22 protein-coding genes and 1 pseudogene are annotated in these 21,413 nt (G+C 54.9%); 6 read left to right on the top strand and 17 right to left on the bottom strand.

Annotation, left to right across the window (positions count from 1 at the left end):
• Positions 1-26: 26 nt before the first annotated feature.
• The gene (locus ACTJK9_RS05175) at positions 27-1,184 is read right to left on the bottom strand and encodes a MexC family multidrug efflux RND transporter periplasmic adaptor subunit (RefSeq protein WP_039768489.1); all 1,158 of its coding nucleotides are present in this window, start codon (positions 1,182-1,184) and stop codon (positions 27-29) included.
• Between the two features lie 119 nt (positions 1,185-1,303).
• Here ACTJK9_RS05175 and ACTJK9_RS05170 point away from each other — a divergent pair, with 119 nt between their 5' ends.
• Positions 1,304-1,900 (top strand): TetR/AcrR family transcriptional regulator, encoded by a 597-nt coding sequence (locus ACTJK9_RS05170; RefSeq protein ID WP_440812633.1) that lies wholly within the window; start codon positions 1,304-1,306, stop codon positions 1,898-1,900.
• A gap of 3 nt (positions 1,901-1,903) precedes the next feature.
• Here ACTJK9_RS05170 and ACTJK9_RS05165 read toward each other — a convergent pair whose 3' ends face one another.
• Positions 1,904-2,050 carry a hypothetical protein gene (locus ACTJK9_RS05165; RefSeq protein ID WP_164872147.1) on the bottom strand — a complete coding sequence of 49 codons (147 nt, stop codon included), beginning with the start codon at positions 2,048-2,050 and terminating at the stop codon, positions 1,904-1,906.
• A 169-nt stretch (positions 2,051-2,219) separates the two neighbouring features.
• Between ACTJK9_RS05165 and ACTJK9_RS05160 the strand changes: the two genes are divergently transcribed.
• The 3 genes from ACTJK9_RS05160 to ACTJK9_RS05150 all read left to right on the top strand — a co-directional run bounded on the left by ACTJK9_RS05160 (position 2,220) and on the right by ACTJK9_RS05150 (position 5,908).
• Entirely contained in the window at positions 2,220-3,218 is a 999-nt protein-coding gene (locus tag ACTJK9_RS05160; RefSeq protein ID WP_011334173.1) for an AraC family transcriptional regulator, read from the top strand.
• 6 nt (positions 3,219-3,224) lie between these two features.
• Positions 3,225-4,277 (top strand): AraC family transcriptional regulator, encoded by a 1,053-nt coding sequence (locus ACTJK9_RS05155; RefSeq protein ID WP_011334174.1) that lies wholly within the window; start codon positions 3,225-3,227, stop codon positions 4,275-4,277.
• A gap of 437 nt (positions 4,278-4,714) precedes the next feature.
• Positions 4,715-5,908 carry a GAF domain-containing sensor histidine kinase gene (locus tag ACTJK9_RS05150; RefSeq protein ID WP_440812628.1) on the top strand — a complete coding sequence of 398 codons (1,194 nt, stop codon included), beginning with the start codon at positions 4,715-4,717 and terminating at the stop codon, positions 5,906-5,908.
• 108 nt (positions 5,909-6,016) lie between these two features.
• Here the strand turns inward: ACTJK9_RS05150 and ACTJK9_RS05145 are convergent, their stop codons facing one another.
• The 7 genes from ACTJK9_RS05145 to ACTJK9_RS05115 all read right to left on the bottom strand — a co-directional run bounded on the left by ACTJK9_RS05145 (position 6,017) and on the right by ACTJK9_RS05115 (position 11,674).
• Entirely contained in the window at positions 6,017-6,583 is a 567-nt protein-coding gene (locus ACTJK9_RS05145) for a hypothetical protein (RefSeq protein ID WP_111539342.1), read from the bottom strand.
• A gap of 41 nt (positions 6,584-6,624) precedes the next feature.
• On the bottom strand, positions 6,625-6,882 hold the full coding sequence (locus tag ACTJK9_RS05140; protein WP_011334177.1) for a hypothetical protein: 258 nt from the start codon (positions 6,880-6,882) through the stop codon (positions 6,625-6,627).
• 118 nt (positions 6,883-7,000) lie between these two features.
• The gene (locus ACTJK9_RS05135; RefSeq protein ID WP_011334178.1) at positions 7,001-8,161 is read right to left on the bottom strand and encodes an IS30 family transposase; all 1,161 of its coding nucleotides are present in this window, start codon (positions 8,159-8,161) and stop codon (positions 7,001-7,003) included.
• 225 nt (positions 8,162-8,386) lie between these two features.
• On the bottom strand, positions 8,387-9,121 hold the full coding sequence (locus ACTJK9_RS05130) for an NADPH-dependent F420 reductase (protein WP_440812625.1): 735 nt from the start codon (positions 9,119-9,121) through the stop codon (positions 8,387-8,389).
• Between the two features lie 223 nt (positions 9,122-9,344).
• Positions 9,345-10,091: an NADPH-dependent F420 reductase gene (locus ACTJK9_RS05125; protein ID WP_440812623.1), complete on the bottom strand. Its 747-nt coding sequence runs from the start codon at positions 10,089-10,091 to the stop codon at positions 9,345-9,347.
• A 183-nt stretch (positions 10,092-10,274) separates the two neighbouring features.
• Positions 10,275-10,706 carry a MarR family winged helix-turn-helix transcriptional regulator gene (locus ACTJK9_RS05120; RefSeq protein ID WP_011334181.1) on the bottom strand — a complete coding sequence of 144 codons (432 nt, stop codon included), beginning with the start codon at positions 10,704-10,706 and terminating at the stop codon, positions 10,275-10,277.
• A 209-nt stretch (positions 10,707-10,915) separates the two neighbouring features.
• Positions 10,916-11,674: an SDR family oxidoreductase gene (locus ACTJK9_RS05115; RefSeq protein WP_440812620.1), complete on the bottom strand. Its 759-nt coding sequence runs from the start codon at positions 11,672-11,674 to the stop codon at positions 10,916-10,918.
• A gap of 97 nt (positions 11,675-11,771) precedes the next feature.
• Here ACTJK9_RS05115 and ACTJK9_RS05110 point away from each other — a divergent pair, with 97 nt between their 5' ends.
• The gene (locus ACTJK9_RS05110; RefSeq protein WP_440812618.1) at positions 11,772-12,359 is read left to right on the top strand and encodes a TetR/AcrR family transcriptional regulator; all 588 of its coding nucleotides are present in this window, start codon (positions 11,772-11,774) and stop codon (positions 12,357-12,359) included.
• Positions 12,360-12,534: 175 nt separating this feature from the next.
• On the opposite strand, the gene ACTJK9_RS05105 is transcribed toward ACTJK9_RS05110, so the two are convergent.
• The 4 genes from ACTJK9_RS05105 to ACTJK9_RS05090 all read right to left on the bottom strand — a co-directional run bounded on the left by ACTJK9_RS05105 (position 12,535) and on the right by ACTJK9_RS05090 (position 17,086).
• Complete coding sequence (locus tag ACTJK9_RS05105; RefSeq protein ID WP_236194503.1) at positions 12,535-13,500, bottom strand: 2-hydroxyacid dehydrogenase; 966 nt, start codon at positions 13,498-13,500, stop codon at positions 12,535-12,537.
• A 26-nt stretch (positions 13,501-13,526) separates the two neighbouring features.
• Positions 13,527-14,399 carry an isocitrate lyase/PEP mutase family protein gene (locus tag ACTJK9_RS05100; RefSeq protein ID WP_440812831.1) on the bottom strand — a complete coding sequence of 291 codons (873 nt, stop codon included), beginning with the start codon at positions 14,397-14,399 and terminating at the stop codon, positions 13,527-13,529.
• A 107-nt stretch (positions 14,400-14,506) separates the two neighbouring features.
• Complete coding sequence (dctA, locus tag ACTJK9_RS05095) at positions 14,507-15,814, bottom strand: C4-dicarboxylate transporter DctA (RefSeq protein ID WP_440812615.1); 1,308 nt, start codon at positions 15,812-15,814, stop codon at positions 14,507-14,509.
• A gap of 102 nt (positions 15,815-15,916) precedes the next feature.
• The gene (locus ACTJK9_RS05090; protein ID WP_440812613.1) at positions 15,917-17,086 is read right to left on the bottom strand and encodes a mandelate racemase/muconate lactonizing enzyme family protein; all 1,170 of its coding nucleotides are present in this window, start codon (positions 17,084-17,086) and stop codon (positions 15,917-15,919) included.
• 99 nt (positions 17,087-17,185) lie between these two features.
• On the opposite strand from ACTJK9_RS05090, the gene ACTJK9_RS05085 reads away from it, so the two are divergent.
• Positions 17,186-18,058: a LysR family transcriptional regulator gene (locus ACTJK9_RS05085; protein ID WP_064598756.1), complete on the top strand. Its 873-nt coding sequence runs from the start codon at positions 17,186-17,188 to the stop codon at positions 18,056-18,058.
• Positions 18,059-18,266: 208 nt separating this feature from the next.
• Here ACTJK9_RS05085 and ACTJK9_RS05080 read toward each other — a convergent pair.
• The 4 genes and pseudogenes from ACTJK9_RS05080 to ACTJK9_RS05065 form a co-directional block, all read right to left on the bottom strand.
• Positions 18,267-18,722, bottom strand: a pseudogene (locus tag ACTJK9_RS05080) (DNA-binding protein); the annotation flags it as partial.
• Positions 18,723-18,973: 251 nt separating this feature from the next.
• A complete protein-coding gene (gene msrA, locus ACTJK9_RS05075) occupies positions 18,974-19,441 on the bottom strand; it encodes a peptide-methionine (S)-S-oxide reductase MsrA (RefSeq protein WP_440812610.1) in 468 nt (155 codons plus the stop codon).
• The gene (locus tag ACTJK9_RS05070; RefSeq protein ID WP_440812608.1) at positions 19,434-20,360 is read right to left on the bottom strand and encodes a homocysteine S-methyltransferase family protein; all 927 of its coding nucleotides are present in this window, start codon (positions 20,358-20,360) and stop codon (positions 19,434-19,436) included. The genes msrA and ACTJK9_RS05070 overlap by 8 nt, the downstream gene beginning before the upstream one ends.
• Positions 20,357-21,334: an ABC transporter substrate-binding protein gene (locus ACTJK9_RS05065; protein ID WP_440812829.1), complete on the bottom strand. Its 978-nt coding sequence runs from the start codon at positions 21,332-21,334 to the stop codon at positions 20,357-20,359. Before ACTJK9_RS05065 ends, ACTJK9_RS05070 begins: the two co-directional genes overlap by 4 nt.
• Between the last annotated feature and the right edge of the window lie 79 nt (positions 21,335-21,413).

Here is a 21,413-nt window from a genome sequence, read left to right as displayed (position 1 = left end):
GGAATATCCTCGCGGCGACGGCGCCCTTACTGTTTCGACTCAGGCGTCAGCGCCTGGGCTTGAGGCTGAGCAGGCGCGACCTTGGCGCCTGCCTGCAGGCCACTCAGGCCGCTGACAATCACCTGATCGCCGGCCTTCAGGCCTTCACTGATCTGCCAGCGCGAACCCTGCATGGAACCGGTCACCACAGTGCGCGCTTCGGCGCGGCCGTCGGCGCCGACCACCATGACTTGCGCCCCGCCATCGCTGCCGCGCTGCACCGAGCGCTGTGGCACGAGAATGGCCTGATTGTCGGTGCCTTGAGGTGTGCGCACGCGCACGAACATGCCCGGCAGCAACACACCGTCACTGTTGGCGAACTTGCCACGCAACGACACCTGGCCGGTGCCACGGTCAACGGCGACATCGGTAAACATCAGGGCGCCCTGACGCTCGTAAGCAGTGCCGTCGACACGAATCGACAACGCCTTGTTGTCGTCGGCGGAGAGTTTGCCGCCCTTGAGTGATTCGCGCAGACGCAGCGCGTCAGCGGCCGATTGGGTGAAGTCGACATACACCGGATCCAGCTGCTGAATCCGCGCCATCAACGTTGCGTCACCCTGACCGACCAAGGCGCCTTCTGTGACCAGTGCGCGGCCGACACGCCCGGAAATCGGCGCGGTCACCGAGGCATAACCCAGGTTCAACCGGGCGCTTTGCAGATCAGCCTGGGCTGAACGCGTGGCCGCCTGAGCACTGCGCAAATCGGCCATGGCGCTGTCGTAGTCCTGCTGGCTGACCGCTTCGATCTTCACCAACGGTTCATAACGCTTGACCCGCGCCTGAGCCTCAAGGGCAACGGATTGCGCACGGGCCAGTTCACCCTCGGCGCGAGACAAGGCTGCTTTCAGCGGTGCCGGGTCGATCTGGAAAAGCAGGTCGCCGGCTTTGACATCAGCGCCCTCTTCAAAACGCTTCTGCATCACGATGCCCGGCACCCGCGCACGCACTTCCGCAACGCGCATCGGTTCCACCCGCCCCGGCAGCTCTGACGTCAGTGCCAGTGGCTCAGTCTTCACTGCAAGCACCTCTACCGGACGCGCCACTTCAGCCATATCCGCCTGTTCATTCGCTGGTCCACACCCGGCCAGCGCAATGGCAACTGCCAACGACCCCGCCATCCCTACTGCACGCAAATTGCCCATAACTCACCCAAGGCTTGATTGAATTTGGTGCGAATGCTACTTTTCAAATCCTAATGAGTCAATAATGTCTCATGTGAGAAATATATGAATCTTACATTACGATCGCTTGAGGCTTGGTGATGAACCTGATTTTCCATGAAGAACACCTGCTCAAATCGTTGACCGTGGCGGTCGTCAACCGGCCGAGGGCAACCATGAAAGAGCTGGCGCAATTGGCAGGCGTGAGCAAGGCCACCCTGCACCGCTATTGCGGAACACGGGAAAACCTGGTGCAAAGACTGGAAGAACACGCCGAAGCAACGCTCAATCTGATTATCCGCCGTGCTGGTTTGCAGCATTTGCAGGCGCTGGACGCGTTACGTCGATTGATCCGCGAACACCTCGCCCATCGCGAGTTGTTGGCGTTTCTGATGGCACATTACCGCCCCGACTTTCTCGATTTCGAACGGGGCGACACACGCTGGCAGTTTTACCTGGAGGCGCTGGACGGATTTTTTCTGAGAGGCCAGCAACAAGGGTTGTTTCGCATCGACATCACCGCCGCGATTTTCACCGAGCTGTTCATCACTCTGGTGTATGGCCTGGTGGATGCCGAACAGCGCGGGCGAGCCGCCAACGCCGATTCGGCACGCACCCTTGAGCAAATGTTCCTGCATGGCGCGCTGGCCGGTGGTCAATTGCGCGAGGACGCCTGCTTGCCGGAAAAAATGCTCTAACGCTCAAAAATGGGTGAAGGCATCGCTGATGCTGGCGACCGGAGGGTGACTGGAATGATGGACAACGGTGTGGCCAGCTGGCCGGTGCTGCGAATACAGCGCACCCGAAACCAATGCGACCGCGAGCAAAGCAAACAGGAACCGACGCATCGAACACCTCCATCGTCCGGCCGCGGGCCGAACGCAGTTTTATTGTTATGGGTGCTTCGAGTCTGGCCCTCCGAGCGAGGTGAAAGCTTTGCAGATCGCGCCAGCGATTTTGCAAATCGTGCCAGTTCTTTCCGGCCAGCGGCGGCCGGTCATTCTGAGGGTTGAGCGGATGTCCACGGTTCGAAGTACTGCGCTGTTGGGGTTCAAGGCGTTTTGTGCCAGTCAGGGCATCGACCCGGCTTCGGCGCTGGCCGCGGTTGAGCTGCCTGAAGACCCTCTGGATGCTCGACTGTCCGGCGCGCAGTTCAATGCCTTGATTGACTTGTGCGCCCAGCGTTCGCACAACCCGCTATTCGGCGTGCAGTTCGGCTTGCGCCAGGGCACGCAAAGTCTCGGCACCCTGCTTTACGCCATGCGCAGTTCAGGCACGGTCGGCGAGGCGCTGAACCTGCTGACACGTTATTTCCATATCCATAGCGACGGCGCGCTCGTGCAGCTTGAGCGTCAGGCCGGTAACGCCCTGCTGCTATACGACGTCACGGATGGCACCTTTATTTCGGTCCGCCAGACCGTGGAACTGGCGATGGGTATCGCCAGTTGCCTGCTGCGCGAACTGCTCGGGCACGCCTGGCAACCAAAATCGCTGCTGTTGCGCCACAGTGCTCCGGCCAACCGCCTGGCCTATCGCGCCTTGCTCGGGGTAGCGCCGCGTTTCGACAGCCCGGTCAATGCCTGGGTGTTTGATGAGTCATTACTGACGACACCGCTGAGCACGACGGACGCCAGATACCAACAATTGGCCCGGCAACATATCGACGAACTGGCCCGCGTGACGCTGGAGGAATTGCCGTCTTACCTGCAAAAAAGGCTGCGCAATGAACTGGCCCACGGCCCGGTCACGCTGCGCGACATGGCCGAGTACATGATGATCAGTCCACGCACCTTGCAGCGCTATCTTCGAGCGCAGGGCTCTGGATTTCAGGCGCTGCTGGACCAGACACGCCGGTCGATGGCCGCGCGCTACCTCTGCGATTCTTCGCTCAGCCTGACGCAAGTGGCGGGTCTGTTGGGTTACGCCGACCTGAGCGCGTTTTCCCGGGCATTCACGCGCTGGAACGGGGTCAGCCCGCAGCAGTGGAAACAACGCATGCAACACTTACCTCGGTAAATCGACATGGCTTGCAACCCGTTCATTCGCGCCATCAGCCTGACAGGTTTCGATCCATTTGCCCGGCGTCAGGGACTAGAGCCGAACCGGATGCTGCGCCAAGCGTGTCTGTCCGTAGCGTCACTGCAGCGCCCGGAAGACATCCTGTCCTTTCGCAATTACTGCCGCTTGTTGACACTGTGCCGGCAGCGCTCGAACAACGCATTGTTCGGTTTGGAGTTCGGCCTCCATCAGGGAGTCGACGTCTTCGGTGACATGTTTTTCCTGATTCACAACACCCGTACCGTCGGCGACGCGCTGCGCGAACTGCGCGCCAATTTCGCCCTCTACAACGGCGCGGCGCATCTCTATCTGGAGGTGGCCGATGGCATCGCGTTACTGGGTTATCGAGCCGATGAGCAGGAGATCGACGGCCTCGCTCAGGCCGAAGAGCTGGCGTGCGGGGTCGGTCTGCGCCTGATGCAAACCCTGGCCAGTGCACCATGGCAACCCGAGGCAATCATGCTCCGCCATGCGCCTTTGGCGGATGAAGGCCTCTATCGGCAGGCGCTAAACATCACGCCGACGTTTTCAGCCGCCCACACGGGATTGCTCTTCAATGCCAGTGTGCTCGCGCAGCCGCTGGATTGCGCCAGTGAAGTCTTGCATCAGCTCATCGCTGAACATTTGGCAGGTATTGAACGTCTGTCCACCGATGCCATGCCGGGATACGTCAGGCAATTGCTGCGCAATCTGTTGCCCAGCGGACGCGCGACGATCGACAGAGTGGCCGATTGCATGGCCGTCACCCCGAGATCCTTGCAGCGCCACCTGGCTGAGGAAAACACCTCTTTTCAGCAGTTGCTGGACGAGACGCGCCAGCAGTTGGCGCGCAAATACCTGCAGGTCCCGACGATCAGTCTGCCGCAGGTAGCGCACCTGCTGGGCTACGCCGATGTCAGTACATTCTCGCGGGCTTTTCATCGATGGTTTGGGGTGTCGGTGCTGGAGTGGTGCAGGCAATTCGGTGTGAACAGACAGCCCTTGCTGCTTCGAAATCGAGCGAAAGAGCGACCTTGAGCGTATTGAAACTGGAACTGTTTCGTATTGGAAGTGAGCACTTGTAGCAAGTTGATTGCAGTTAGGAGGAGTTATCGGCAAAAAATGGACGCTTGTGACAGGAAGCAATTGAACACGAGCCACCGTTGAGAATGTACCGCATCCGACCAACAGTCGCCCTTTCTCCTGGGAGAAGCTATCGGCCAATAGCGGCCTCCGGCAGCAACCGACCAAAAGCTGCCACGGTAACGGGTAGAAAGCGGGTAGAAAGCGGCAAAAAATAGTCGTTGGAGGAATGTCAACACGAAGTCGATGTCCATTTCATCGACCGCCGGAGGCGGCCGTTATGACACTCGCTGGTTTTGGCCCTAGTGACGTGAAGCTTGATGAAATAGCTTATTGGAAACGTTAGATAATTAGGAATATTCTCTGAACGCACTCATTTGAACCGCAGATCTATGACCAGCCAAGAGTTCTCTCAAGACATTAATGCTATCCACCGCATCAAAGCTGTGCCGGTGATATTGAGCATGGTCAAGCACGTCACTGGAATGCGGTTCGCCGCTGTCGCCAGGGTCACTGAAAAAAACTGGGTGGCGTGCGCAGTAGATGACTCCATTGAGTTCGGCTTGAAACCTGGCGACGAGCTGGTGCTTGAGTCAACGATCTGCCATGAAATTCGGCAGCACAGAAAACCGGTCATTTTTGGCCACGCCAGTGAACATCCCGTTTTTTCCCTGCATCACACGCCCAGTACCTATGGATTGGAAAGCTATATTTCTATTCCGATCATAAAGGCAAACGGCGAGTTTTTTGGGACACTGTGTACCATCGACTCTGTGCCTGCTCATCTCGATGACCCGGCCATTGCCAACACACTTACGCTTTTCGCCCAATTGATAGCGTTGAGCCTCGATGCCCAGAATAATCTCGAGATTGCCCAAGCGGAGTTAGTTAATGCCCAGGAGCACGGAAGGTTGCGCGAGCAATTCGTCGCCGTACTCGGGCATGATCTGCGCACGCCATTGAGCGCCATTCGTATGAGCGCCGATCTGCTGGAAACCAAAACAACGGACAAAAGATCGCTTAGCTTAATTTCAGCCATTCGTACTAGCTCCACACGCATGGGAAACCTGATCGAAAACGTGCTGGATTTTGCACGGGGTCGAATGGGGAGCGGAATTCCAATCAAACGCCAACTTGTCGATGATCTGGGCAACACACTACGTTTGACTCTGAATGAGGTTCAAATCTCGCACCCTCGAGCTACATTTATTGAGTTGGTAGACATACCGGCCGGTGTCTATTGTGACCCTCTGCGTATCAGCCAGTTGCTTTCCAACTTGTTGGGAAACGCAGTCACCCACGGCTCATTAGCGTCGCCTATCACTGTTAAGGCCGACACTGAAGTGGACGAAATTGTTATATCTGTGACCAACCAAGGCCCCCCGATACCGCCGCACTTGTCGCCCTTGCTGTTTGAACCTTTCACCCGATCGGAGGCTGGACAACGTGGTGAAGGCTTGGGCTTGGGACTCTATATCGCCTCCCAAATTACCACTGCGCACGGAGGCAACCTGAGCGTGGTGTCCACACTCGAATCGGGAACTTGTTTCGTAGCAAGATTTCCCGCTCGTCTTAAATGTGCCTAAACAACGATCTTCATCCTTCAGATCATTGTTGAAGACGGTTAGGTCTTGATTCGGTTTCTCGCTCAGGTTCGATGGTGCTCACGAAAGCAAGATTTTATTCTGTTGGATTTAATTATAGATGAAATTATATTTCATAATGTAGCTACCTATTTTATTCGTGCGGGCACTCACCCACACGAACTGCATTCCCTGTTGTATATTTTTATCCAAATCCATTTTGTTCGTGCAAAGCTCAATCCAGCGATTTGTACTTTGATCCTCGATCCATAGACCTGCCTCGCAACGACCAAACTTACCCCTGGGAGGTCCGGGGTATCTCAGCTCATATGAAGATTTATAACTAACAATCTCGCCGGGCAAAAGATAGGCCGCGGTGGCATAACCATTCAGAGATAGAATAAATCCTAAACAGAACCATCCAGTGAAAGAGTTTAGAGCCTGTACTGCTGTCTTGCGCCCAGGCCGCTGGTAGAATGTTCGAATTGCAGCGGTAAGCCCAGTAATGGAGCTGATCAACAGGTATGTACTCCATTCGGGGATCTCGGGCATCAAAACTGTTCTTGCTGAAATTTTAGAAGCCCAACCTACATAATAAAGCCATGCGCCAAAAAGCAAAAATACTACCACTGTTAGAACTATTCTTTTTGATTTGCTTTCGGGTGAACTAGGTTCCATAAGCAGCTCTTGGGGGGGCATTAATTGTCGGAGGCAAAAATTTAAGTGGTGACGTCAGCGCGGGAAGGAAGAAGCTCATAAGTCAAGCCTGCCTCATAAAACACCGTTCGCCACTCTAGAAAACCCGGACGGTATTCGCACAGAAGACGAACGATCTGCCCATCCTCTCCGACATAGACTTCTTCCACCAAAGCGATATCTCCTGGCGCTGCCTCGCGGGAGTTAATCCAATCAGTTAAAACTATTTTCGCTTGGTCAGCGCTGATTAGTTTTATGAAATCGCCTTTAGACAGTGCCATGTACCTTCGCCTGGATTTTTACTGATAACAAGTACATGAGCCTATCGGCTTTTTAAGACAAAGTCCTTCTTTTAGTCCAAAGGCTTCCTTTAGACGATGTCCGCTTCTGGCTGTGGATTCAACCGGTCGACGCAACAGATTGGCTAAATCGTTCTGCCGGTGTTTCGTAGTCTAGCGTTTTCCGAGGGCGGCTATTTAGCTGCCTTGCCACTTCATTGAGCGTGGCTTGCGAGTGCTCCGCAAGGTCGGTTCCTTTCAGGAAGTACTGCCTTAACAACCCGTTGGTGTTCTCATTTGATCCTCGTTGCCAAGGACGATGAGGATCGCAGAAGTAGACCTTGATGTCGGTAGCCACCGTAAAGCGTTTATGGTCAGCCATCTCTTTGCCGCGATCCCAGGTCAGCGATTTGTAGAGTTCTTGGGGCAAGTTACGGGCGTTTTCAATTAGGGCGCTGATGACCGTCTCGCTATCCTTTCCGTCCAATTTCACCAGCATTACGTAGCGGGTATGTCGCTCAACAAGAGTGGCAATTTGGCTGTTCCTGCTACCGCACAGCAGGTCGCCTTCCCAGTGACCCGGAACCGCCCGATCCTTAGCCGCGGCTGGGCGTTCGCGGATCGATACCGCGTCAGTAATTCGACCGTGATTTTCTTTCTTCTGCGTGTGATGGCGCGAGCGACGCATGGCCCGCGTGCGCCGTAAATGCTCAAGCAACTCCTTCTTCAGAGCCCCGCGAGCCTGTATGAAGAGCGTGCGATAGATCGTTTCGTGTGACACCTGATAGCTCGCATCGTCCGGGTAGGTACGCTTCAACCAACCGGCAATTTGTTCCGGAGACCACTGTAATTGAAGCTTGTCTGCAACAATTTGCGCCACTGTTCGGTTCTCAACAAGCTTGCAAACCTTAGGTCGATGCGCGCGATCCCAGGCAGCCTGATCAGCTTGATTAGCCCGGTAGCATCCTTGGCCACCGTTGCGTCTGATCTCCCGACTGATCGTAGAGGCTGCTCGCCCTAGCAGCGCGGCCATGGAGCGGATCGAGTTTCCTGCCACCACTGCACGCGAAATCTCTTCGCGCTCAGCCAACGTCAGCGCCAATCTGGATCTGCGGCGTACAGAGGGTCTGATACCGCCTGTTTCCGCCAAAATGCGCTGTATCGATGAATGGTTTCGATCAAATAGTTGGGCTATGTGCTGGAGAGAGTCGCCTTTCTGCCAGTGATCCCACATCAGTTTTTTCTGGATTTCGGTGTAATAGATTCGAGGTCTCTGCTTCATCTGCAACACTCCTTCTGCTTACACAGAATTTAGTTGTGTTGCGTCGACCGGTTGAATCCACAGCCAGAAGCGGACGTTCAATTTATTCCGCTCCCGACCAACATTCGTTCAGAAAAGGCGGTAGTAAACAACAGTTCAACCTATCCGTCCAAAGTGCCAAACGGCCTAAGCATTAATGCACCATGGAGAATTAACGTGCGGGGCATGGCAATGGAAGAAGCCCGCTCATGCTGTCATGGCACGATTGGTGGCAACTATTTGCTCGTGCGTAAACTGACTCCCGGGAGCCATAAACCTGGCGATCAGTGCGTCGCGGTTTTGAGGCGCCCGAACCTTGTCTGCCGCTTTCAGAGCCAATTTCAGTTCCGGTAATGTCAATTCGGTACAGTACGCTGGTGTACCTGGTTGCTGGCGCCACGATTCTTCAAGGCTGCCAGCGGCAAGCGCGATAAAGCCAGTATCCTCAACAAGATCCTGCGCGATGGTTTCCGCGTATGTGTTTCCTCCAGCCACAGGTATGGCGAAGCGCGTTGGCGAGCCGACCGGCTGACCTTTGTCTGCGAGCGTCGCGGCGAGGACGGCGTTCCACGCCTTAACAACCGGGTGGCCAATCTGCTCACTTACCCAGATGCTTTCTGGCATGCCATCTTCGACCTCCTTGATTACCCCGTCACGCCCCGGATAATAATTTGATGTATCAATGACAACTGTCTTCTCCGGCACCTTGCTCATGATCGGTTCGAGATCAGGATAATTTGCAAAGGGAATCGAGAGGATAATCACCTCTACCCCGGAAACCGCTTCTTCCCTGGTCACCGCATTCACGCCGATTTCATTGGCAAGGCTTTGAATGCTCTGAGGGCCTTTCGAATTCGCTAGTTTAACTTCGTGTCCACACGCAGCGAGCTTTCGGGCCAAAGTTGAGCCAATGTTACCTGCGCCAATAATTCCGATTTTCATTTAAATAACTCCTCGCACTCATGTGAAATTGAAAAAGGTTTTAGCTGAGTACTGCTTGATTTGTTTGTATTCGCCTATCAAGCACCATCAGAAAAAAACACGGCGCGCTTATTTTATTAAAAAGCATATGCGGCCTGAGACATTGTTAGTCTGCATAATGGTTTAGAAGCTTGATATGTATGGCGACCTTGCAGATCGTCCTCCATGTGTCGTCATAACGAGCTCACGCATAAATTAGCTTGGAAAGCTGAACAATGTAGTTGCGGCTTGGGTTTGTTCCAATATTGCCGAATCTCTCGTTATATACCGAAAAGAAGAGATCTTGGCGCTTTCGCGAGCGCGCCAGATCCGCGTCAGCAAGTGCCTGGGGCAGGGACTCAAGCGTCACCTCAGTGCAATAGCAGGGCGTGCCGCACTGTTGCTTCCAGGATTCGGCCAACGAACCAGCATAGTAGGCGTCGAATCCGGAATCCTCGACGAGTGCCATTGTCACAACGCGGTCATGATCACGATCAGCCGCGACAGGGACGGCAATGCGCTCCGGATCTCCACCAGGCCTGCCAGCTTCATTTAGCGAGGCGGAGTAAATTGTATTCCAGGCTTTTGCGAGGGGACGGCCAATTTGTTCGGATGCCCATACACTGTCGGGCTGACCATTCTCGATTGCATCCAATCGATCGTCCCGCGCAGGTATATAGTTGGATGTGTCGATGATCACGCTGTCTTCAGGAAGGCCTTCGAGAAGCGCTTTAAGATCTGGAATTCGTACAAAAGGTATCGAGAGAATTACGACGTCAGCACCCACCAAAGCCTCTTCCTTCGTGACGGCAATTGCACCCGTGGAGAGCACATCAGGATCAATTGTATGCGGCCCGCGTGAATTTGAAACTCTTACTGTATGGCCAGCAGTGCTTAGCAGTCTTGCAAGCGTTCCCCCGATAAATCCGCTACCGATAATTCCGATGTTCATAGAGATTCCTCATCTTTGGAGCTGGATGTTCACAAACATAAGCCTCAGCGAGTGCTAACAAACAGAGCCTCTCCCTACGCGATCTGTTCTGCGAATACATCGCGGCTCTGAGAGCCGGTGTTTCATTTGTTTGTGGCATCACCTTAAAAGCTATGCCTTTGTCAGCTGCTTCTGAGGCAGGTATTAACTGATAGCCGGTCGCGCTAAACCCTCAAGCGTGCGATGAAGCTCCTGAAGGTCTTCGGGCGTGAGCTGGCACGCCGTTCTGATCTTGTCAGTGATGCTACGAAGTTCATCCTCCATGCCGCGGGCAGACGCCGTGAGGTCTATAAGCACTCGGCGCTCATCGACGGCATCACGTGTGCGTGTAATCACCCCGGCAGCTTCCAGCCTTTTGAGTAACGGTGTAAGCGTGCCGGTCTCCATGTCGAGACGTTCACACAAGTCGCTCACAGATCGAGGCGACCCGTTCAAGAGCTCAAGCGTGACCAGGTACTGCGAAAAAGTTAGGCCCAGTGGTTCGAGGAACGGCTTGTGCAATCGAACCATCCGGTTCGCGGCAGCGTTAAGCGCGAAGGAAAGTTCTGTGGCCACGCTTCGTTGCGTCGAACTCATATATATCGCCTGCTATTATGTAGTGTGCTACATAAATTATCCTCGGCTCCTACAGGTGTCAACAGCTTCTGAAGCTTCCAATCTTTTTTCAGATGAAATGCCCTGGATCAGGCAGCGGAATTGTGAACACACCGATTGAGCGATTCGGCCTGCAGGTAAGCAGATGCAATCTGCTCACCTGGACACAGGACGCGCTTCAGAGCAATGACTCATTCTGCCGGTGGTTTGTATCCCGCAAGCATTTTCAGCACGTCATCATGTGACCCGCTTGCCTCAGCAAACCGCAGGGGCTTAGCCCGCTCAACGACGAGTTCAGGTGGAGTGGGAGAAATCTTTAGCAGTTCGAAGACTTCATCCAAAAACTCCTCCAACGGCATCGCATGCTCGTCGTTTTCCTGGCCGAGCAATGTGGTACGCACACCCGGTGGCGCAAGTTCGATAACCTCAACTGGCGAGGCTTCCAGCTGCACTCGAAGACTTTGAGTGAACGAGTGAACTGCCGCTTTGGTTGCGCTGTAGGTAGGCGTGGCTGGCAGGGGGACAAATGCCAAAGATGAACTGACATTGATCACTGTCGCGCCAGGCTGCTTGATTAGTTGCGGAGTAAACGCATACACCATACGAATCGTGCCTAGCAGGTTCGTTGTCACGATATCTTCGGCTGTACTCAAGTATCCCGGATCAGTCAGATCCTCCCAATGCATGATCCCTGCGTTGTTGATGAGAACGTTAAGATTTGGATGGCTGATCGCAAGCGCTTCGCTGGTGCGCTGGATGGAATGAGCATCAGCAACGTCCAGCAATACTGAATCAATGCCAGGATTTTCCGACACGATTTTGTCGAGCTGAGCCTTGCGACGTCCCGCGATGATGACGTTGTTGCCCGCTTTATGAAGCCGTAGCGCCAGCCCGAGGCCTATGCCTGAGGTGCCGCCTGTAACCAGAATCGTGTTGCCAGTGCTGTTCATAGTAAACTCCAGAAACGATACTTAAGCGGACAAGTGTCCACTTGCAAACCGTACCGGACAGTTGTCCGCTTAGCAATGCAATGAGGGAAAATTATTCATGCCTGACGAGTTGGTGATGCGTTCTGACGCCAAGAAAAATCGGGAGCGGATTCTGGAGGTCGCAGTGGTTGAACTGACCAGCGATCCTGCAGTTCCGCTGAGTACGATTGCGAAAAAGGCTGGAGTAGGACAGGGAACTTTTTATCGCCATTTCCCTACCAGAGAGAAGCTGGTATTCGAGGTCTATCAGTTCGAAATGCAGCAGATTGCCTTGTTGGCACAAGAGCTGCTCGCAACAAGACCCCCGAAGGAAGCTCTCCGAGAGTGGATGGATAGCCTTGCCGAATATGCAATGACAAAGGCAGGACTCGCTACAGCAATCCAACAAGCGGCCTCCGTTTACGACTTCCCTGGCAAGTCGGGCTACGCTCCAGTTCAAAATGCAGCCGAGTTGCTTTTAAGAGCGAACGAAAACGCGGGGACGATTCGTACCGGGATCACTAACGATGACTTTTTTCTAGCCATCGCCGGCATCTGGCAAATGGATACTCAGAGCGAATGGCGATCTCGCTTGTCCAGATTGATGAACCTGGTGATGGATGGCCTATGTTTTGGGAGCCCTGAAAGCCTGAAAAACAAGGTCTAATACCCAGCAGGAAAAGAGGGTCAGAGCTAATTGGGGACAGATCGCGTTCACCAGAAGCAGATGTTGCGCAAAGCTGGCTTGCCTCAGAAAACTCTCGCCGCCCCCTTACCATGTACGTCACCCGGAGAGCAGCCATATTGCCGGCAATTTTGAGCTCAATCCGCCCTACTTCTTCTTACTTCTTGAAGTGCACAAGATCTCTCGGCTGGCGACCTTCCAGACCCGCAAGCAAATTTTCCAGGGCTCGCTTGGCCATTGCGTTGCGGGTGTCAGTCGTCGCAGAGCCAATGTGAGGTACGGTGACGACGTTTCTCAGGTTAAAAAGCTCGGAGTTCGTCAGGGGCTCCTTCACATAAACGTCCAAACCAGCCGCCCGGATTGTCTTTTCTTGCAGAGCCTCGATGAGTGCGTCCTGATCCACGACAGGCCCACGCGAGATATTGATCAAAATACTTTCCGGGCCCATCAAAGCGAGTTCTTTGCGTCCGATAAGATTCCTCGTGGCGTCCGTCAATGGCACGACCGGACAAACAAAGTCAGACGCGCTTAAAAGCTCTTCCTGCGGTACAAACCTCGCACCAAGTTCCTGTTCAAGCTTTGGTTTACGACTGTTGCCGCTATACAAAATGGTCATGCCAAAACCAAAGCGGCCTCTGCGTGCGATGGCTTCTCCGATTTTTCCCAGACCGATAATGCCCAACGTCTTTCCATGAACGTCGCACCCAAATTGGGATGCATCGATGGTTTGTGTCCAGTTCCCCTCTTTAGTCCAGGAATCAAGCTCAGGAATGCGTCTTGCTGTGGCGAGGATCAGGGCCAAAGCCAGGTCAGCAGTGGTTTCGTTCAACACATCTGGCGTATTGGTCAACATGATCCCTCGGCGGTTGAGGTAGTCGAGGTCATAGTTGTCGTAGCCAACCGATATGCTTGAGACGATCTCAAGATTTACAGCCGCAGCCAGCTCAGCTTCACCCAGACGACGACTTCCACCAATCAGCCCGTGAGCGTTCGAAATAGCGGCCTCGAACTGGGCGTCCATATCACCAAGCTCAGGGCTAATGATGATGACATCGTAGTCGTCTTTGTAAGGTTCAAGCAGGCTGGGGGAGACCCGGCTGAAGGCCAGGATTGTCTTTTTCATGACGGCGTATTCCACCTGTTCCAATATCAATTTGAATCGTGCTCTGACTTCAAAAAGATTTTTGCCCACTCACGATAACTGTCCGAGAGTGTGTATTTAGAAAGCAGCTCAGGAAGGGATAGCTCGCTCCCCTCCGTGCCGCTTTGTTCGCGTAGCGCCTCGTAGGTTGCTTTGATTGCGGACAAATAGGGGGCATGCCCATTGACCACGATCCGCACATTGGCAGCACTCAATTTTTCAATATTGCTCAGAGCAGGATTTCCATAGTTGATCAGCATGATCGGCACTCTGAGATGTGCCGTAAGTGCTTCTAGGTGCTGGAAGTCCTTAACACCGACCAGGCAAATAGCATCTGCTCCAGCCTTCTGATAAGCCGCAGTGCGAGCGATGGAGTCGTCCAAAGTGGTCACAGCCACATTCGTACGGGCGATGATGCTGAGTGCATCATCCGACCGGGCAAATCGCGCGGCATAGATTTTGGCTGCGGCTTCTTCCCTCTCAATAAGCACATGCGACTGCTCGTCGTACTTGGCCGGTAGATGGGTGTCTTCCAATGTCAGGGCTGCAACGCCGGCCTTCTGTAACTCTGTGACTGTTCGCATCACATTCAGCGCGTTTCCAAAGCCATGGTCAGCATCCCCAATGATCGGAATCTGGCTTGCCCGTCCGACCCTGGAAACCTGCTCGACATATTCATCCAGCGTGAGTAATGCAATGTCAGGTGCGCCGAGCACCTGAAGCGACGCAACGGAGCCGCCTTGAATGGCAACGTCAAAGCCAAGGTCGTATGCCATCCGAACTGAGATCGGATCGAATACGGAAGCTGCAAATTTGCAGGTGTCCCCCTGGAGTAACTCACCAAACACCTTGCGTAAATCATGATGTGATCGCTCTATCATGTTGGCTCCATCAATCTTTCCAATCAGGTCTCTCCACGCGGAAGAAGGCATGGAAAACACTACCGGTCATAACCGTTTAGATGGGAATGACCGGATCGCTTTGTAGTTTATTTATGCGCCAGCGATGCCTTGCTTGCCGCCTTTTCTTGCTTCATTGCGGCGATCTCACGTTCGCAAGCCTCGACATCGAACGAGTTGTCCCACTTGGCAATGGCGATGGTGCCGATGCCATTGCCGATCAGGTTGGTCACGGCCCGCGCTTCGTTCAAGAAACGATCAATGCCCAAAAGCAAAACGAGTCCGACCAGAGGGATGGAGTGGATGGTCGTGAGTGTTGCAGCCAGCGTGACAAACCCCGCACCCGCGACACCAGCCGACCCTTTGGATGTCAGCAGGAATACGCCTAGCAGGATCATCTGATCAACGAAGGTCAGTGGCGTGTTGGTCGCCTGGGCGATGAAGATCGCGGCCATGGTGAGGTAGATGCAGGTGCCGTCTGCGTTGAAGGTGTATCCCGTTGGCAGCACCATGCCCACTACAGATTTCTTGCAGCCAAGTTTTTCAAGTTTCACCATCATGCGTGGTAGCACTGCTTCGGTTGAGCAGGTGCCGAGGGTGATGAGAATTTCGTCCTTGAAATAACGGAGAAACTGCATGAGTGGCATGCCTGACCATCTGGCCACCGTGCCTAGCACCACCACAATGAAAATCAAGGTGGTGATGTAGAGCGCGATCAGCAACTGACCGAGTGACAGCAAGGTGCCAATCCCGTACTTGCCGATAGTGAACGCCATACCTGCACCCGCACCAATCGGCGCCAAGCGCATGACCATTGCAACGATCTTGAACAGGCCTTGCAGGAACAAATCAATAGTGTTGATCAGCGGCTTGCTGGTTTCGCCCATCTGAACCAGGGCAACTCCCATCAAGACCGAAAGCAGAATGACCTGCAGCATGACGCCGTTGGAGAATGCGCCGAGGAACGTGTGGGGAATGATATTAAGGAAGAAATCAATTGTACCGCCTTGTTCACTCGCGGCCTGGCTGTACTTGCTGATAGCATTTCCATCGAGCGCGTTGACGTTAATGTTCATCCCGACGCCAGGCTTGACGATGTTCACCACGATAAGGCCTACGACCAGGGCGATAGTCGATAGAATTTCAAAGTAGATCAGCGCTTTTACGCCAATCCGTCCGACCTCCTTGATACTGCCCATTTTCGCGATACCGACGACGACCGTACCGAAGATAATGGGGGCCAGCAGCATTTTTATCAGCTTGATGAAACCATCGGCGAAGGGTTGGAGCTTGGCTCCAATATCAGGCACGAAGTAACCGATTGCTGCACCGATCAGGATGCCGATCAGCACCTGCACATACAGCTGGCTATACCAGCGGGACTTGGAAGTTTCCACGGAAGCACCTCATTTTATTTTTGTGATGGGCATGTGGCTTGGCGTCAGTGGGTGACGCCTGACTCTGCGGCCTCCCTGAAGGAGGCCACAGATAGAGGGAAATCAGCCTTCGCCTAGCTCACGCATGACTGCGTACAAAGCGGATTTGGCTTCGAAGCCAACACCTGGAATATCAGGCAGACCGACATAACCATTTTCCACCTTGATTCCGTCAGCGAAGCCGCCGAAAGGCTGGAACACATCGGGGTAAGACTCGTTGCCGCCCAAGTGCAGGCCTGCTGCGATATTGAGGGACATCTGGTGGCCGCCGTGCGGAACCACGCGACGGGAAGACCATCCCATTTCGTCCATCACTTTCAGTGTGCGCATGTACTCAACGAGTCCGTAAGACAGCGCGCAGTCGAACTGCAGAAAGTCGCGATCAGGGCGCATGCCACCGTGGCGCAGAAGGTTACGAGCGTCCTGATGGGAGAACAGGTTTTCCCCGGTAGCCATCGGCAGCTCGTAGTGATTGGCAAGCTCAGCCTGGAGTGCATAGTCCAGCGGGTCGCCGATTTCTTCGTACCAGAAGAGGTTGTACTTCTTGATGGCTTCCGCATAAGCAATACCGGTCTGGAGATCGAAGCGACCGTTGGCATCGACCGCCAGTCGACGACCGTCCCCAACCACTTCGAGTACCGCTTCGATGCGACGAATATCTTCGTCCAGTGGCACTGCACCGATCTTCATTTTGACAACGTCGTAGCCACGATCCAGGTAACTCTGCATTTCTGCTTTGAGTTTGGTCTGGTCTTTGCCTGGGTAGTAGTAGCCACCTGCTGCGTAGACCCAGACTTTGTCATCGGCCACGCCGTTACGGTACCGATCAGCCAGCAGACGATAGAGAGGCTTGCCTTCGATCTTGGCAACGACATCCCACACGGCCATATCAATGGTGCCGACTGCAACTGAACGTTCGCCGTGACCACCTGGCTTTTCGTTGGTCATCAGGGTCTTCCAGATGGCGAACGGATCCAGGTTGTTGTTCTCATGGTCGATAAGAGTATCCGGATCAGCTTCCATGATTCGCGCCAGGAAGCGATCACGCATCAACGCGCCTTGACCATAGCGACCGTTGGAGTTGAAGCCGTAGCCAATGACAGGTTTACCATCGCGAATCACATCCGTGACAACAGCAACGACCGAGCAGGTCATTTTCGAAAAATCGATGTAGGCATTGGCAATGGGAGAAGCGATAGAAACAGTTTTTTCGCGGATGTCTACGATACGCATGACGGGTTCCTCTTGTTGTTGGTGGCCCCACGTTATGCTTTGCGATGACACCCGCCCAATGCTATTAATGCCGCGCCCTATGCACAGGAGGCATTGCCCTTGGAACTCGTTTGGCTTGAGGATTTTTCAGCGCTTGCGGAATACGGCAGCTTTGTTCGGGCGGCTGAAGCGCGCCACGTTACTCAGCCTGCCTTCAGTCGTAGAGTCCGCGCTCTGGAGAATTGGATGGGTGTCGAATTGTTCATACGCACTCCCCAGGGGGCGACGTTGACCGAGGCTGGAAGACAGATTTTGCCTAGCGCCCAGGAGGCTGCCAGACGCTTGTACCGGATGCGCTCCGAGGCACAGGAAGTAGCTGGGATGGCCGCCAAAACGCTGCAATTTGCAGCCACTCATTCCTTGTCATTTACCTTCTTCCCAAGGTGGTTGAGAAGTGCAGAAAATGGCGCGCCGATAGATGCCGTACGCCTGCATTCAGACAGCATGGCCGTTTGCGAGCAGATGCTGATACACGGTCAGGTTCAATTCCTGCTTTGCCATCGCCACCCCGATGTTCCACCTTTGCTGGCCCCTGATCAGTTCACCGGGAAAAAAGTTGGAGAGGATGTGCTCATACCCTTGGCGAGTGCCTCTGCCACGTTGGGTACGTCCCCGGAAACACTGCCTTATTTGGCATATACCCAGGAATCCGGTCTAGGCCGTATCGTCGCTCACCGACTCCACGGCAAGGAAGACTACCTTCACCTCAAGCCGCTTTTTAGCAGCCATCTTGCGGCGGTTCTGATGTCCATGGCACTGGAAAGCAAGGGCGTAGCGTGGTTACCAAAAAGCCTGACCGAGCAGGAAATGGCTGATGGGCGGCTGGTCAGAGCTCTCGACGAAAGCTGGGATATACCGTTAGAGATTCACCTCACTCGACCTAAAGCCCCCATTAGCTTATCTGCAGAAGAATTCTGGGCCAGGCTGGCTTAATAGATCCATCTTACTGACCTCCATTTTTCACTTTCTAACGGCGTTCTGGCGAGCCAGAAAACTTGGCTGTTAGTGACTGAGTGTCTCCTATTGGCCGATAGCAGTCGCTTCCGAGCGTCCGCTTATGGCCGATAGCGGTCGCTTTTGAGGGTTCTCTAATGGCCGCTAGCTGACACCTGCGGTTAGTCTTTAGGGTTGCTTGATGTCGGTTTTTTCTGACTCGCGGCTTGCGCTTGATCTCTGACAGCTGGCGTATCTGAATCAACTGTTGTTCTAAAGTTTCTGCGCGGGCCAACTGCGCCGCAGTACGTTGCTCCGCTTGGCTGAGCTCGCTCTGGGCCGACTCCAACCTACGTCGCAAGTCGTCGCACCTGCGGCTGGCTACTTTTGATTGGCTTACTGCGGCTGTCCCCTCCTCCCGGGCCCGATCAACCTCGCGGTGAGCCCGATCCTCAACGCCACGCAAATAGTTCTCCTGTTTGATTCGCTCCTGCTCGGCCTTGAGTCGTAGCAAGTGGAGTTCCTGTTGGAGAATTTGATTTTGCCCCTGGGCATCGTGCCGTTCACGCTTAAAGAAATCACGCTGTTGCTGGAGCTCCTCAATCTGGGCCTGCCGCTGCACCAACAGAAGGTCCAGGTCAGCCAAGCGAGATTCGGCCGCCTCAGGCACCCTGCGTACAACATGGCTGTGGCGCACCTGCGAGCGATCCAGGCTTTCTATTGCGAGGCGATTCTGGCTTTCTCGACGGTTACGCCATCTGGCTCCAAAGCGGCCGTCAAGCCGACAACCTGGTCGCCAGAATCGGCAATGCTGAAACGGCACCTTTTCCGCAGATCGATCCGCGTCCCAGTGACCTGTACCTCGCCGAGCAATTGCAACGCCCCGGCCCAGACGGCAAAAGCGTTGCCTATGCATCAAATGGAACAGGCGCGGCCACCATGCTTTTCAAGGTAGCGCTGATGTTCTTCATCCGCCTTTTGAAATTCACCCAGTGGCAGGATCACCGTAGCCACTGGCTTGCCCAACTGGCCACTGGCATCCAGCTGCTGCCTGGCGACAAGTGCCAGTCGGGACTGCTCGGCACTGTTGAAAAACAGCGCGGAACGGTATTTCGCCCCGACGTCCGCACCCTGCCGGTCGACTGACGTTGGATCGTGCAGTGTCCAGAAGTGCTCGACGAGACGGCTGTAGGAAATGAGTCGGGGGTCGAAGTCGACTTGCACGACTTCGATCAGGGTGGCGTCGCCCAAGTCTGACCGCGCGAACCCGACACGGGTGTCGAGCACACCCGGCAATGCCCGGAATGAGGCTTCCGCCCCCCAGAAACAGCCGGCACCGAATGTCGCCTGCTCTGACAGAACGTCGCCTGGAAAATCACTCATGCGCGGCCTCCTCACCCTTTTGATAGTGCAGGTGCAAATGCAACTGGGCGATATGCTCCGGGCCGATCCCACAGCATCCGCCGACAATGCTGGCCCCTGCGGCAACCCATGATTTCGACCAGTCCAGATAGGACTCGGGGCCCAGATCGCGCCGAATGTCCAACAAATCGCTATTGGCCTCGGCTTTGGCACTGACAGGGGGGAAAGCATTGGCATAAACCCCCAGTTCGACAGGATGATCCAGGTTTTCAATCACAGCGCGTGCCTCAATCAAGGCCGCGGCCATCACTTCCGGCTGGCTGCAATTGAAGAGCACCGCCTTGGCCCCCAGCTCAGCCGCCACGCGAACCGCATCGGCAACGGCCTCGTTTGAGCGTAATCGCGGTTCCCGGCCCTCTTCGTCCAACAGCGTGAATGACACCCAGAGTGGCGCGGGATTCGTTCCGAGGGCTTCGACCACCGCACGCACTTCAGCAATGGAGCTTTGCGTTTCGGCCAGCCACACATCGACGTGCGCCTGCAATCCGGCAATCAGTTCGCGGTGAATAGCTACTGAACGCTGATGATCGAACAGATCCGGCCGGTACGACCCCAGTGCCGGCGGCAACGACCCGGCCACGGTGACCGGATCGGTACTTTCGCCGGCGGCCTGCCGCGCCAGTCGTCCGGCGCGCTCAGCCAGCGCTCTTCCCTGCTCGGCAAATCGCTCGTCGCCAATATGAAAAGGCACCACCGCATAGCTGTTGGTGGTGATGATTCGGGCGCCCGCTTTCACGAACGCCTGATGCGCCTGCAGCACATACTCGGGCGCTTCGATCAGCGCGAGGGCCGACCACTCCGGTTGACGGAACGGCGCGCCGATTCGCTTCAACTCGCGCCCCATGCCACCATCGAGTACACGTACGTTCGCTCTGGTCATTGGGCTGAACTCACTTGCTGCGCCTGCCCTGCAAACCACTGGTCAACAGTAGAAGGGTTGGCTTGAACCCAGGCCTTGGCGGCGACGTCTGCTGGCTGTTTCTCCTTTTCGATCTTCTGGATCAGTCCGTTCAACTGTGCCGGGTCGATGGAGAAGTTGTGCAGGAACTCGGCAATTTTCGGCGCGCGCTTTTGCAGTGCTGTGGAAGCCAGGACGTACACCTTGGCATCCGGGAAGGCGCAGGTGATGTGGCTCTTGTTCAGCCAGTCGGGATCGACGGTCGGGCTGATGAATTTCCAGCAGCCATCCGCCTTGTAAAGAGGATCTTCTTTTTTGTTGTCCTGGGCGTAGCCATCGAACGCGGGCTCTTCCAGGCGACGCAGATCATAGGCCGAGAAAATCCAGTCAGGGGTGTAAGCGTAGAACACCACGCCCCGTTGCGCTTTGTAAGCCGAGGCCAGTTTGGCGTAAGTCACCGAGGCTTCCGTCGACACGGACTCAAATTTATCGGCGAAGCCATAATCCTTGGCCTTGATCTGGCCGATATACGTCGACTCCCAGCCCGCCGGCCCCACCAGCAGTTCGGCCTTGCCGCCGCCCACTGGCTCGAAGAGCTTGGCCACTTCCGGTTTTTTCAGGTCGTAGATCGATTTGACGCCGTACTTGTCTTGCAGATAACCGGGAATGTAGAAGCCTTGTTCGCCGGCATAAGGGTGAGCGTTGGGCACCAGTGAGCGGGTGCCGCCGGTGACGTACTTGGCCCACGCCGCCGACTGATTGGGCAGCCAGATGTCCGTCAGCACATCCACAGAACCGTCGCCCTTGGCCGCCGCACTGAAAAGCACCGGCACGTCCCCGGCCAGATACGACACATCACCGTCCAGACGGGTTTTGATCACCTCACCCAAAATGTGTTGAATGGCGATAGCCCCCGTCCAGTTCTGCTCGCCAATGACAATTTTGTCCTTGGCCATCACGCTGGCCGGCACGATCAGGGAAGCCAGCACTGCAACCGCGCTCAGGTTACGCAATAGATGTTTTGTCACGATAAGT

This window comes from Pseudomonas sp. 22082 (assembly GCF_052046055.1).
GTDB lineage: Bacteria > Pseudomonadota > Gammaproteobacteria > Pseudomonadales > Pseudomonadaceae > Aquipseudomonas > Aquipseudomonas pharyngis.
Note: the sequence above shows the minus strand (reverse complement) of the source record. Positions and strands in the feature narration are given on the sequence as shown.